The organism is Allomuricauda sp. XS_ASV26, assembly GCF_041224615.1.
Lineage (GTDB): Bacteria > Bacteroidota > Bacteroidia > Flavobacteriales > Flavobacteriaceae > Flagellimonas > Flagellimonas alginolytica.
Genome location: NZ_JBGFGK010000026.1, coordinates 221,352 through 234,713 on the forward strand (window position 1 = coordinate 221,352; position 13,362 = coordinate 234,713).

Genomic DNA, 13,362 nt, shown 5'->3' on the forward strand with positions numbered 1-13,362 from the left:
AACACAATGGTCGGCATATAAGCGGTTGGAAACTTTATTTTTTTGTTAAGGATTGGCGAAACTGAGTTGGTTATATTTGCGGTTTTAAAACAAACAATTGGATTTTACCCTATTACAAACGGATAGCAAGACCAAGGCCAGGGCAGGTAAACTGGAAACTGACCATGGAACTATACAGACCCCTATTTTTATGCCCGTTGGAACGGTTGCCACCGTAAAGGGCGTGCACCAGCGAGAATTAAGGGACGAGATAAACCCTGATATTATCCTGGGGAATACGTATCACCTTTATTTAAGACCCAAAACCACAATATTGGAAGAGGCAGGGGGACTCCATAAATTTATGGGATGGGACAGGCCTATATTGACGGATAGTGGTGGCTACCAAGTATACTCACTATCGGGCAACAGAAAAATAAAAGAGGAAGGCGTAAAATTTAAATCCCATATAGATGGATCCAACCACTTTTTTACACCTGAAAATGTAATGGAGATACAGCGTACAATAGGAGCCGACATCATCATGGCTTTTGATGAATGCACACCCTATCCTTGCGACTACCAATACGCGAAGCGATCTATGCACATGACGCACCGGTGGTTGGACAGATGCATCAATCATCTGGAAAAGCTGCCGTACAGTTATGATTATACCCAAAGTTTTTTCCCCATTGTGCAGGGTTCCACGTATAAAGACCTAAGAAAACAATCGGCAGAATACATTGCTTCCGTAGGAGCGGAAGGAAATGCGATCGGTGGTTTATCCGTGGGAGAGCCTGCAGAGGAAATGTACGAAATGGCTGAATTGGTCTGCGATATTTTACCAGAAGATAAACCAAGATATTTGATGGGAGTTGGTACACCGATCAATATATTGGAGAATATTGCGTTAGGAGTGGACATGTTCGATTGTGTTATGCCCACCCGAAATGCAAGGAACGGAATGTTGTTCACGGCGCATGGTACCATCAACATCAAGAACAAAAAATGGGAAAACGATTTTTCGCCTATTGATGAAATGGGAATTACCTATGTGGACACCGAATATTCCAAGGCGTATTTGCGCCATTTATTTGCTGCCAACGAATATTTGGGCAAACAAATTGCCACGGTTCACAACCTTGGATTTTATTTATGGTTGGTGCGTACCGCTAGAGAACGTATTTTAGCCGGAGATTTTTTGGAGTGGAAAACCAAAATGGTCCGTCAAATGGATAAAAGATTGTAATGTTTACCATACTCGATAGATACATCTTAAAGCGCTACTTGATCACCTTTATGGGGATGCTCTTGTTGTTTGTGCCTATCGGGATCATGGCCAACTTGGCCGAAAAGATTGGTAAGATCATAGATAATGAGGCACCATTGGCCGAGGTCATCGTATTCTACGGTAATTTCACTTTAGTGATCGGCAACCTTCTGTTGCCCATATTCCTTTTCCTGTCCATAATATTTTTTACATCCAAACTGGCAAGCAACACCGAAATTGTGGCCATTTTAAGTTCGGGCGTATCTTTTTGGAGGTTTTTGCGCCCTTATTTTGTGGGTGCTACTTTGGTGGCCATTCTTATTTTTATGATGGGTATGTTCATTGTGCCCCATGCCAGTATCGGGTTCAACGAATTTGAATATAAATATTTTAAAAAGGGAAAACGAGACCGGGTAACGGAGAACATCTTTAACCAGTTGAACGAGAACGATTATATCTACGTTAGCAGTTTTGATCCCAATCGTCAGATCGGTTACAATTTTACCTACGAGCATTTTGATTCCATTGGAAAGTTGGACTACAAAATTTTCGCAAGTAACATTAGATGGGTCGAGGACGATAGTATCTACAGACTTACCAATTACGAAAAACGAACCATATTGAACGAAAGGGAGTTTATAGATGCCAAAAGGCGACTCGATACTGTTTTCTCCTTCAAAATAGACGATTTAACGCCAGTTTCTTACGTGGCCGAGACCAAAAACCTTTTTGAACTGAACAAATTTATTGAAGATCAACGCAGAAAGGGAGCGTCCAATATTAATGCCTATGTCCTGGTAAAATATAAACGATGGGCTTTGCCCATTGCTGCTTTTATTCTTACCGTAATAGCCGTTGCCGTTTCCTCGGTAAAGCGAAGAGGGGGCATGGGGCTTAATCTGGCCTTTGGTATAGGAGTGGCCTTCGTATATATTTTCTTTGATAAAGTATTTGGGACCCTGGCGGAACAATCTGGTTTTTCACCATTGCTCGCTGTGGTAATTCCCAACTTACTTTTTGGTGTTTTTGCCGTTTATATGCTCATGAAAGCTAAGCGATAAACCATCAAATTTGATCTATAGGGCTGAAGTTAAAACATTTGCATATTTCATGCGAGTAAGCCATAATGTTATATATTTGTCCCCATTGTTTTTTGTGAAAATAAATGACTTCCCATGGAATATCTAGATTTTGAACTCCCCATCAAAGAACTTGAAGAGCAACTTCAAAAGTGTATGATCATAGGGGAGGAAAGTGATGTGGACGTGTCCGAAACGTGCACACAGATCGAACAGAAACTTGATCAGACCCGAAAGGACATCTATAAAAACCTAACTGCTTGGCAAAAAGTACAATTGTCAAGACACCCCAGTAGACCTTATACAATGGATTACATTAAAGCCATTTGTGGAGATACCTTTTTGGAGCTCCATGGAGACAGAAATGTAAAGGACGATAAGGCGATGGTAGGCGGACTTGGAAAAATAGGGGACCAGAGTTACATGTTCATTGGTCAGCAAAAAGGGTACAATACAAAAACGCGCCAGTACCGAAACTTTGGAATGGCCAATCCGGAAGGGTACCGAAAGGCGCTCAGATTGATGAAATCCGCAGAAAAGTTCAAAATCCCAGTAGTATGTTTTGTAGATACTCCGGGAGCCTACCCAGGTATCGAGGCAGAGGAGAGGGGGCAAGGTGAGGCCATAGCCCGCAACATTCTCGAGATGACCCGACTTAAAGTACCGATCATCGTTATTATTATTGGTGAAGGAGCATCGGGAGGCGCACTGGGCATTGGAGTAGGAGACAAAGTACTTATGTTGGAGAACACATGGTACTCCGTTATATCCCCAGAATCCTGTTCATCCATACTTTGGAGGAGTTGGGAATTTAAAGAGCAGGCCGCCGATGCACTGAAGTTGACCGCAACCGATATGAAAAAACAAAAGCTGGTCGATGAGATAGTGAAAGAACCATTGGGCGGAGCACATGCCAATAGAGAAAAAACATTTGAAACCGTCGCGAACAAAATTTCGTCACATTTCGAAGAGCTCAAAAAGTTATCACCAAAAGAATTGGTGAAAGCTCGCATGGATAAATATGCGAATATGGGTGTCTTTAGTGAATAAATCTTGTTTTTCGGGGGTTCACCTTTTTCTTTAGGTTTTATCCTCAATTTTTTTTATGTTATTAACAGGTATTTTAAGTTATCAACAATCCAATTGTTGAGTACCTGTGGAAATCGTATTCATCTAATTTAAAGTTAACTTAAGGTTAATTAGCTACTTTCGCATTCATGGAAAAACCTAGCCCTATCGTAGGACATCGAGTGGACAAATCTGCCCTAATCAATCTTGAAAGAGGTAAAATACCGCCTCAAGCTGTTGATTTAGAGGAGGTTGTATTGGGGGCTATGATGATCGATAAAAAAGGTGTTGATGAAGTAATCGATATTCTGCACCCAGACGTATTCTACAAGGATTCCCATAAATATGTTTATGAAGCCATCTTCAAGTTGTTCGAATCTTCTGAACCAGTGGATTTATTAACGGTCTCCGGACAGTTAAAGAAAGATGGGAAACTAGAAGCGGTAGGCGGGGACTTTTATTTGATAAAACTGACCCAAAAGGTCGCTTCATCCGCACATATCGAGTTTCACGCGCGGATCATCCTTCAAAAATATATCCAACGAAGCCTGATTAAAATATCCAACGACATTATTGAAGAGGCATATAGCGATGCAACCGATGTTTTTGATCTGTTGGACAGTGCCGAAGCAAAATTGTACGAGGTAACGCAGGGCAACTTAAAGCGTTCTGCGGAAACTGCACAGAATTTGGTAATACAGGCCAAAAAACGAATTGAGGAAATTTCCAATAAGGAAGGGCTTAGCGGTATCCCATCAGGATTCGATAAATTGGACAAGCTTACATCCGGGTGGCAACCCAGTGATTTGATCATTGTTGCGGCAAGACCTGGTATGGGTAAAACGGCATTAACGCTTTCCATGGCACGTAATATTGCCGTGAATTCCGAAATTCCAGTGGCGTTCTTCTCCTTGGAGATGTCCTCCGTACAGTTGATTACCCGTTTAATATCTTCCGAAACAGGATTGTCCTCCGAAAAATTGAGGACCGGTAAATTGGAAAAACACGAGTGGGAACAATTGAACGTTAAGGTAAAGACCCTGGAAAAGGCGCCTTTGTTTATAGACGACACCCCTTCGTTGTCCATATTTGACCTTCGTGCCAAGGCCAGGCGATTGGCATCCCAACACGGAATTAGACTTATAATAATAGATTATTTGCAGTTGATGACCGCAGGGGGTAGCCAAAAAGGAGGAAACCGTGAACAGGAGATTTCTACCATATCCCGTAACCTAAAGGCATTGGCCAAGGAACTTAATGTTCCTGTAATAGCGCTGTCCCAGTTATCGCGGGCGGTGGAGACCCGTGGAGGTAGTAAAAGACCTATTCTTTCCGATTTGAGGGAATCCGGGGCCATTGAACAGGATGCGGATATTGTATCCTTTATCTATAGACCGGAATATTATAAAATTGACGAGTGGGACGATGAGGAACGCACCCCGACCCAAGGTCAAGCAGAATTTATTGTGGCCAAACACCGTAATGGTGGTTTAGAAAATATTAGGTTAAAATTTGTGGGTGCTCTGGGTAAATTTGATAACTTGGATGACTTTGATTCCCCATTCGAATTCCAATCGAAGATGAATGCGGACGAAGAAAATCCCTTTGCGACACCAAATCTTCCGAGTGCGGACGATGCTTTCGGTAGCGCAATGAACAGTAATGACCCAGATGATAACGACGTGCCGTTTTAAAAAATTACTTTCCAAAGTGTCATTTCGAGCGTATGCGAGAAATCTCACCTACATGTTTGTTTTGTTTTTTTTCTTTAAAGCTTCAGCCTCCGTTATTCTGATTCCAATGGATGCCGAAGGGCAGAAAAATCATTTAAAAGCTTACGGAATAACCTATTGGGTACTCTCCAAACAACAAAAAGTGCAATGGTTGCTCAATTATCGGGGCGGTTCCTTTATTTTGCCCGATGGAGATGCCATTCGAAAGGAATGCCAAATTCGAGGTGTTTCCTTTGAGGTCTTGTCCGACGCACAGGCCGAGCAAATCTTGGATGACATTTCCAGTCCTTCCCAAAATCAAGATGCGGTAATCCTAGAAAAAGCACCAAAGATTGCCGTGTATTCCCCAAAGGGAAACCAACCTTGGGACGATGCCGTTACCATGGTGCTTACCTATGCCGAGATTCCCTATACAACCATTTATGATACCGAGGTTTTAGGAGATAAACTGGCCTTGTACGATTGGCTGCACCTCCACCATGAAGATTTTACAGGTCAATACGGCCGATTTTACGGACATTACCGTGCAGCACCATGGTACATCAGAGATAAGGAGAAGGCAGAAGAGTTGGCCAAAAGTCTCGGCTATGCCAAGGTCTCCGATCAGAAATTGGCAGTGGCCCTAAAAATAAGAAATTATGTTATCGGAGGTGGGTTTATGTTTGCCATGTGTTCCGCGACCGATAGTTTTGATATTGCCCTTGCGGCAGAAGATGTGGATATTTGCGAACCTATGTTCGATGGGGATCCCTCGGATGCGAATTATCAGGCCAAACTTAATTTCAACAATACGTTCGCCTTCACCAATTTTACTTTAGAACGAAACCCCATCCGCTACGAGTTTTCATCCATCGATATGACAAATAAGCGAGCCAATGTCCCCAAGGAATCAGATTACTTTTCGTTGATGGAATTTTCCGCTAAATGGGATCCGGTGCCCACTATGTTAACACAAAACCATACAAGTTTGGTAAAAGGGTTTATGGGGCAAACAACAGCCTACACCAGAGCGCAGATCAAACCGACCGTTATGGTTTTGGGCGAGAACAAAATCAATGGAGAGGCCAGGTATATCCATGGTATTAAAGGAAAGGGTTTCTTTACTTTTTATGGTGGTCACGATCCGGAAGATTATCAGCATAGGGTAGGAGACCCGAAAACGGAGCTGGAACTGCATCCTACTTCGCCCGGTTATCGTTTGATTTTGAACAACGTTTTGTTCCCTGCTGCCCGCAAAAAGAAGCAAAAGACCTAGCTCAAGTGCTTTTTGAAGAAATCTATGGTCCTTTCCCACGCTAAATTGGCTGATGCTTCATCAAAGCGCGGTGTTGTATTGTTATGGAAACCGTGGTTGACATCGGGGTAAAAATGCGCTTCGTATGCTTTGTCGAATTTTTTTAATTTGGCCTCGTAGTCTTCCCAACCAGCATTTACCCGTTCATCCAATCCTGCAAAATGAATTAATAGGGGGGCTTTTATTTGGGCCACTTCCTTCTCCTCCTTGGGCTGACTGCCATAAAAAGGAACAGCAGCGGCCAATTCCGGTACTTTTACGGCCATCATGTTCGAAATCCATCCGCCAAAACAAAAGCCGACTACCCCCACTTTACCGTTGCAGTTTTCATGGTTTTTGAGATATTCGTAAGCGGAGATAAAATCCTCCAACATCTCGTTACGGTCCCGTTCCCGTTGCATCGCCCTTCCCTCGTCATCATTTCCGGGATAGCCTCCAAGTGGGGTGAGGGCATCCGGAGCCAACGAAATAAAGCCTGCCTTGGCAGCTCTTCTTCCCACATCTTCAATATAAGGATTAAGGCCTCGGTTTTCGTGCACCACAACCATACCGCCCATTTTACCGGAGCTGTTTTTTGGCTTGGACAACAACCCTTTGATTTCTCCACCGCCTTTTGGGGAATTATAAGTAATGAACTTGGAATCCAATTCCGGGTCATTGGGAGATACGGTCAAGGTGTCCTTATAATTGGGCATCACAAAACTGAGCAGGGATGCCAGCGTGATGCCACCTACGGCATAAACGGAAAGCTTCTCCATAAACTCTCTACGATCTAACTGATTGTGGGCATATTTGTCGTATAGGTCAAAAACCTCTTGTTTAATGTCTTCTTTTTTTAGTGATGCCATAGTGTTGGTGTTTGGTTAACAATGACCTTAAGGTACAAATTATCCTATTGCTGAATCATAAAATTAATTGGAAAGTGCTTCTGCAGTGCCAAGCCGGAAATAGTTTTGATTACTTTTTTATGGTGAGACTATCCACCGGTTTATTTTTTGGCCATGCCTGACTGATCATGTGATGGGTGATCAACCATTTTCCCTGCATATTTTGATACACCCTCAAGTGGTTGATTATCCTGTCGTCCATGTGTGTTCCATTGGGCCATTTTTGATTTGTACGGATGTTTTGTGTTCGTACCGTGGCAATGGAATCATTTGGAAAACGGATATCGTTCGCTCCATAATTGTTTTCTCCGGACATAACAAAATTCAATCCAAAAATCGATTCCAAGAGTTTTTGTAAATCTTCCTTGGATCGTGCCCTATCACCAAAGGCATTGGTCCAGTCTATTTCATCGGCATAATATTTTATTGCAAGTTGAAGATCTTTCGATTCCCAGGCTTTATCCCAAGCATCAATACTTTTAATAATTTGGGCAGCGTCTTTGGCATGATCGATTTGGGATTCGACGATTTTGTTGTCACAACCGGCAAGAAGAAATACAAGGACCACTGCGTATGCTATATTTTTCATACGATTGATTTTTTAAAAAAACGGGGGAAGTTGCAATCGGCGTAATCAACTGCTAATCATAAAGATATATAAAAAATACAATTCGGTCAGAAAATCTTAGAGGAGTTTTTCCAAAATGCGCTCCACACCATAATCGTCGTTGCTACTGGTTGTGTATTTCGCTGTTTTTAGCACATTGGGGTGTGCATTGGCCATGGCAAAACTATAATCCGACAATTGAAGCATTTCTAAGTCGTTGTTGTAGTCCCCAAATACCATTATTTCGTTGGAAGAGATATTGTATTGATCCATTACCTTTTGCAGGGCATAGCCCTTATGTGCGTTTAAGTCGGAAATATCGACCCAGTTGGCACCTGAGACCTTGACTTTTAAGTCGCGTTCCAGATGTTTTACATGAGGAAAAATGTGCTTTTCGGAGCTCTCAAAATGGTAAATGGCAATTTTTAAGACCTCTTCATCCACTTGTTTTTGGTGATCTACTATTTCAAACTCCGAATAGTATTCACGAAGCATGTCTATAAACTCATTGGAAGTATCCCCTACAAAGGCATTGTTTTGACAGCATAGCACAGGATGTACATGCTCCAAAGGAAGAACAGTGTCCAGGATGCGGTGTACTTCGGATGTGCTAATTGGGGTCGAGAGCAAGGTTTGTTCCTGTTTTTTGATCAGGGCCCCGTTTTCGGCAATTATCAAAATTTCGTTCTTGATGGAATCCAATTTATCGACCATGCTATGGTACTGTCTGCCACTCGCTGCTACAAAAGCAATATTTTTCTTTTTGAGTTCTTGATATATTTCAAAAAAACGGGGACTTACCTCATGATTGGAATTTAATAAAGTCCCATCCATATCGGTGACCACCATCTTAATTTGTGATAAATCCATGTAAAATAGTTAAGCCACAAAGGTATTTTATATTCACAGATAGCACCGGTAGTTTTGGTAAACTTTATATTAATTTCGGGCTAGAGAATTTTTTGGCATGAATTTTTATCAGAAAGAAATACAACTACGGTCTTATTCTAGAGGATTCCATTTGATTACGGATATAATTCTTGATGCCTTGCCTGAACTCCGAAAGATAAACACTGGGTTTTTGCAGGTCTTCATCAAGCATACTTCTGCCAGTTTAACGATCAACGAGAATGCGGATCCCACGGTTCGAACAGATTTTGAAAGCCACATGAATACCATGGTACCTGAAAATGCACCGTATTACGTGCATACTTACGAAGGACCGGACGACATGCCTGCTCACATCAAGGCCTCCCTAATGGGGACTTCAGTACAGATTCCTATAACCCAGGGTAGATTGAATATGGGTATATGGCAAGGTATTTACCTGTGCGAACATCGTAACCAAGCTTCGGGCCGGCAATTGGTGGTTACCGCTTATGGTCAATAAATGAAGTCGTATCGGTTTTTGCCCAGTGGAGAACATATATAAAATAAAAGATCCCGCACGAGGCGGGATCTTAAAATAAGCGGGGTAAGTTTATATTAACTTTTTACTTTACTTTCTCAACGATTGCCTTGAAGGCATCTGGGTGGTTCATGGCCAAATCGGCAAGAACTTTTCTGTTAAGCTCTATTCCATTGGCTTTTACTTTACCCATAAATTGAGAGTAAGACATTCCGTGCATTCTAGCACCAGCATTGATACGGGTGATCCATAGCGAACGGAAAGTACGCTTTTTGTTTCTTCTATCACGGTAAGCGTAAAGCATTGCTTTTTCTACCGCATTTTTGGCTACCGTCCAAACGTTTTTACGTCTTCCAAAGTAACCTTTGGCTTGCTTCATCACTTTTTTTCTTCTAGCTCGTGAAGCAACTGAATTTACTGATCTTGGCATAATGTGTCATTTTTTTGTAGCAGGCGCCTCAATTTTTGAGGACTTGGTTGGCCCGACTCCATGGTTAATAAATAATGTACCGGTGAACAATTATTTTAAACGTAACTGTTCTTTGATGTTGTCCTCATCCGCTTTGTGAACCAAAGTGGAATGGGTCAACTTCAGCTTTCGCTTTTTAGATTTTTTGGTCAAAATGTGACTCTTAAAAGCGTGCTTTCTTTTGATTTTACCAGAACCGGTAAGCTTAAAACGCTTTTTGGCACTGGATTTTGTTTTCATCTTAGGCATTTTCCTAGTATTTAACTCCGCTTATTAGACCGAACTATGTTCGGTTTTATTTTTTACTTGTTTTGGGTGCGATGAACATGGTCATTCGCTTGCCTTCCAATTTTGGCATTTGTTCAACCTTACCTAGGTCTTCCAATTCCTGTGCCAACCTTAGAAGTAATATTTCGCCTTGATCTTTATAAACGATGGAACGTCCTTTAAAGAATACATAGGCTTTTAACTTGGCTCCGTCTTTCAAGAATTTCTCAGCGTGTCTTTTCTTGAAATCGTAATCATGATCATCCGTCTGTGGGCCAAATCTAATTTCCTTTACGACCACTTTACTCGCTTTGGCCTTCATGGCTTTGTCGCGTTTCTTTTGCTCGTAAAGGAACTTTTTATAGTCCATTACCTTACAAACAGGGGGTTCGGCATTTGGTGAAATTTCTACCAGGTCCAATTCCTGTTCGGTTGCTATTTCCCTAGCTTTTGATATGGGGTAAACACCCATTTCAACATTATCGCCGACAAGACGTACTTCCCGGGCTTTTATTTTTTCATTGATGTTGTGAGGGTTTTTGTTTTCCCTCCTGGGTTGGGGTCTAAATCTTCTTCTAATTGCTATGACGTAAACTTTTTAATTAAACTTAATTTTTTAGAACGACTTTAAGGTACTATTTATTTCAGTAGTTACCAAGTCTGAAAAAGCATTAACGCTCAGACTTCCTAAATCTTCGCCGCCATGACGCCTAACAGAAATGGTAGCAGACTCTTCTTCCTGTTCACCTACAATGATCATGAATGGAATTTTTTTGAGTTCTGCTTCACGGATTTTTTTCCCTACCGTCTCGTTCCTATTATCAATGAGCGCGCGAATTTCGTGATTTTCTAACGAATTCAAAACTTTTTCCGCATATTTTTCGTGTTTCTCGCTGACGGGCAGTACAATAGCCTGTGTCGGAATCAACCAAAGCGGGAAGTTTCCTCCGGTATGCTCCAGCAATAGGGCAACAAATCGTTCCATACTGCCAAAGGGCGCACGGTGGATCATTACCGGTCTGTGCAGTTCATTATCACTGCCTTTGTAAGTCAGATCAAATCGCTTCGGTAAATTATAGTCGACCTGAATGGTGCCCAATTGCCAGTTTCTGCCTAGGGCATCTTTTATCATAAAATCCAGTTTTGGACCATAAAACGCAGCTTCACCACTTTCGATTATGTAGTTTAGACCTTTCTCTTCGGCAGCGTTGATAATTGCGCTCTCTGCTCTGTCCCAATCTTCGGCATTACCAATATATTTGTCGGGATTTTCCATATCCCTTATGGATACTTGGGCCGTAAAATCGTCAAAACCCAATGAGTTGAGTACATATAAGGTAAGATCGATAACATTTTTGAACTCGTCGTTCAATTGCTCGGTGGTGCAAAATATGTGCGCATCGTCTTGAGTAAAACCCCTTACCCTGGTAAGGCCGTGCAGTTCACCACTCTGTTCGTACCTATATACAGTGCCAAACTCCGCATAGCGTTTTGGCAGATCCTTGTAGCTGTATGGTTTGCTGTTGAAAATTTCGCAATGGTGAGGGCAGTTCATGGGTTTTAACAAAAACTCTTCGTCCTCTTTTGGTGTATGTATGGGTTGAAAGCTATCTTCACCGTATTTGGCATAGTGACCGGATGTAACATAAAGTTCCTTTTGGCCAATATGTGGGGTCACCACCATTTCATAACCGGCTTTCTTCTGTGCCTTTTTAAGGAATTGTTCCAAGCGTTCACGTAATGCTGCTCCATTGGGCAACCATAAAGGTAGGCCCTGGCCTACTTTATGTGAAAATGTGAAAAGCTCAAGTTCTTTCCCCAATTTTCTGTGGTCCCTTTTTTTGGCCTCTTCCAAGAGCTGAAGATATTCCGTTAATTCTTTCTGTTTTGGAAAAGAAATACCGTAAACGCGGGTTAACTGTGTATTGTTTTCATCGCCGCGCCAATAAGCACCGGCAACGCTCAAAAGCTTAATTGCTTTTATAATGCCTGTGTTCGGAATATGCCCTCCTCGACACAGGTCGGTAAATGTGCTATGGTCGCAAAATGTTATGGAACCATCTTCAAGGTTTTCAATGAGCTCAACCTTATACTCGTTCCCTTGTTCTTTATAATAAGAAAGAGCCTCCGCTTTGGATACGCTTCTCATTTTATAGTCGTGCTTGCCTCGGGCTATTTCCAAAGCTTTCTTCTCTATCTTCGGAAAATCTTTTTCGGAAATGGTATGATCGCCAAAATCCACATCATAATAAAATCCGTTTTCAATGGCCGGACCAATGGTTAGCTTAATTCCAGGATAAAGCTCTTCCAAAGCTTGGGCGACTACGTGGGATGTAGAGTGCCAAAATGCTTTTTTGCCCTCAGCATCTTTCCAAGTGTAAAGAGTCAATGCGCCGTCTGTGGTCAATGGGGTGGAAGTCTCGACCGTTGTATCATTGAACTTTGCAGAAATAACGTTTCGGGCAAGCCCTTCGCTAATACTTTGGGCGACAGAAAAGGGAGAAGTTCCCTTTTCGACTTCTTTTACAGCACCATCAGGCAATGTGATCTTTATCATGTTGTTTAAACTTCTAAGTTTTATTTTCAAGACGACAAAGATAATACCTTGTATAGATGCTGCAATACCTATTTACTACATAAGCATTAATTTTCTTGGTATCAAAAGGTGATTGTGGTCGATTTGTAAAAGGAAACGGTTGAAAACGAATGCAGTTTTTGAAATTTTCAAAAAAATTGTATTTTTATCTGCTTTGTTTTCAGTTGATTGACGACATGTTGTTGGGAGAATTAAAATAACATCTTGTTTATTCTCAAAATGGTGTTACATTTGCAGCCCCAAAAACAACAAAGGGTTTGTTTTTTGGAGACGTTCACAGGCATTTTGAAAGACTGTTTTTGGCGATAGAAAAAAACAGAAAAAAATAAAGCAAAGCATTGTGTAATCAAAAAAAGCATTTTACATTTGCAGCCCGAAAAACACCAAGGTGTGTAAGGGGAAAGTTCATGTAAAAACACTGTTTTTGAGGTCGAAAAAATGTTTTGAATTTTTTTCAAAAAAACCTTGCCAAATAAAAAAACAGTTGTAAATTTGCACCCGCTTTACCGAATAGGTGAAGAGGTGGAATCGATAAGAAATTGATTTTGATTGTCGGTTCGAGCGAAACAAACAAGTTCATATACATATTGTAACGACAGCGTAAGAATTATAAAGAACCATTTTGATGCGGGGACTCGTGTTTTCGGGTGTCGGACAGACATTCAAGGAAATACAATGAAGAGTTTGATCCTGGCTCAGGATGAA

13 protein-coding genes are annotated in these 13,362 nt (G+C 41.5%); 6 read left to right on the forward strand and 7 right to left on the reverse strand.

Annotated features, from left to right (window positions below; translation table 11 throughout):
• Window positions 1-97 precede the first annotated feature (97 nt).
• From tgt to AB9K32_RS01555, 5 genes are all read left to right on the forward strand, one after another.
• Entirely contained in the window at window positions 98-1,228 is a 1,131-nt protein-coding gene (gene tgt, locus AB9K32_RS01535; RefSeq protein WP_338195944.1) for a tRNA guanosine(34) transglycosylase Tgt, read from the forward strand.
• A complete protein-coding gene (locus tag AB9K32_RS01540) occupies window positions 1,228-2,310 on the forward strand; it encodes an LptF/LptG family permease (RefSeq protein ID WP_252080133.1) in 1,083 nt (360 codons plus the stop codon). The genes tgt and AB9K32_RS01540 overlap by 1 nt, the downstream gene beginning before the upstream one ends.
• A gap of 114 nt (window positions 2,311-2,424) precedes the next feature.
• The gene (locus AB9K32_RS01545) at window positions 2,425-3,378 is read left to right on the forward strand and encodes an acetyl-CoA carboxylase carboxyltransferase subunit alpha (protein WP_224837712.1); all 954 of its coding nucleotides are present in this window, start codon (window positions 2,425-2,427) and stop codon (window positions 3,376-3,378) included.
• A 167-nt stretch (window positions 3,379-3,545) separates the two neighbouring features.
• Window positions 3,546-5,090 (forward strand): replicative DNA helicase, encoded by a 1,545-nt coding sequence (gene dnaB, locus AB9K32_RS01550; protein ID WP_224837711.1) that lies wholly within the window; start codon window positions 3,546-3,548, stop codon window positions 5,088-5,090.
• A gap of 52 nt (window positions 5,091-5,142) precedes the next feature.
• Window positions 5,143-6,384, forward strand: a complete 1,242-nt coding sequence (locus AB9K32_RS01555) for an asparagine synthetase B (protein WP_224837710.1) — start codon at window positions 5,143-5,145, stop codon at window positions 6,382-6,384.
• Here the strand turns inward: AB9K32_RS01555 and AB9K32_RS01560 are convergent.
• The 3 genes from AB9K32_RS01560 to AB9K32_RS01570 form a co-directional block, all read right to left on the reverse strand.
• Window positions 6,381-7,271 carry a dienelactone hydrolase family protein gene (locus AB9K32_RS01560; RefSeq protein WP_369884148.1) on the reverse strand — a complete coding sequence of 297 codons (891 nt, stop codon included), beginning with the start codon at window positions 7,269-7,271 and terminating at the stop codon, window positions 6,381-6,383. The two genes, AB9K32_RS01555 and AB9K32_RS01560, sit on opposite strands and share 4 nt — an antisense overlap.
• A 109-nt stretch (window positions 7,272-7,380) precedes the next feature.
• On the reverse strand, window positions 7,381-7,899 hold the full coding sequence (locus AB9K32_RS01565; RefSeq protein ID WP_369884149.1) for a hypothetical protein: 519 nt from the start codon (window positions 7,897-7,899) through the stop codon (window positions 7,381-7,383).
• A gap of 96 nt (window positions 7,900-7,995) precedes the next feature.
• A complete protein-coding gene (locus tag AB9K32_RS01570) occupies window positions 7,996-8,787 on the reverse strand; it encodes an HAD family hydrolase (protein WP_369884150.1) in 792 nt (263 codons plus the stop codon).
• A 97-nt stretch (window positions 8,788-8,884) separates the two neighbouring features.
• Between AB9K32_RS01570 and AB9K32_RS01575 the strand changes: the two genes are divergently transcribed.
• On the forward strand, window positions 8,885-9,307 hold the full coding sequence (locus tag AB9K32_RS01575) for a secondary thiamine-phosphate synthase enzyme YjbQ (RefSeq protein ID WP_293296039.1): 423 nt from the start codon (window positions 8,885-8,887) through the stop codon (window positions 9,305-9,307).
• 103 nt (window positions 9,308-9,410) lie between these two features.
• Here the strand turns inward: AB9K32_RS01575 and rplT are convergent, their stop codons facing one another.
• The 4 genes from rplT to thrS all read right to left on the reverse strand — a co-directional run bounded on the left by rplT (window position 9,411) and on the right by thrS (window position 12,618).
• Window positions 9,411-9,755, reverse strand: coding sequence for a 50S ribosomal protein L20 (rplT, locus tag AB9K32_RS01580; protein ID WP_014033571.1), 345 nt, complete (start codon window positions 9,753-9,755; stop codon window positions 9,411-9,413).
• Window positions 9,756-9,845: 90 nt separating this feature from the next.
• Window positions 9,846-10,043 (reverse strand): 50S ribosomal protein L35, encoded by a 198-nt coding sequence (gene rpmI / locus AB9K32_RS01585; protein ID WP_224837705.1) that lies wholly within the window; start codon window positions 10,041-10,043, stop codon window positions 9,846-9,848.
• Window positions 10,044-10,089: 46 nt separating this feature from the next.
• Window positions 10,090-10,641, reverse strand: a complete 552-nt coding sequence (gene infC, locus AB9K32_RS01590; RefSeq protein ID WP_286037781.1) for a translation initiation factor IF-3 — start codon at window positions 10,639-10,641, stop codon at window positions 10,090-10,092.
• Window positions 10,642-10,677: 36 nt separating this feature from the next.
• The gene (thrS, locus tag AB9K32_RS01595; protein WP_369884151.1) at window positions 10,678-12,618 is read right to left on the reverse strand and encodes a threonine--tRNA ligase; all 1,941 of its coding nucleotides are present in this window, start codon (window positions 12,616-12,618) and stop codon (window positions 10,678-10,680) included.
• Window positions 12,619-13,362 lie beyond the last annotated feature (744 nt).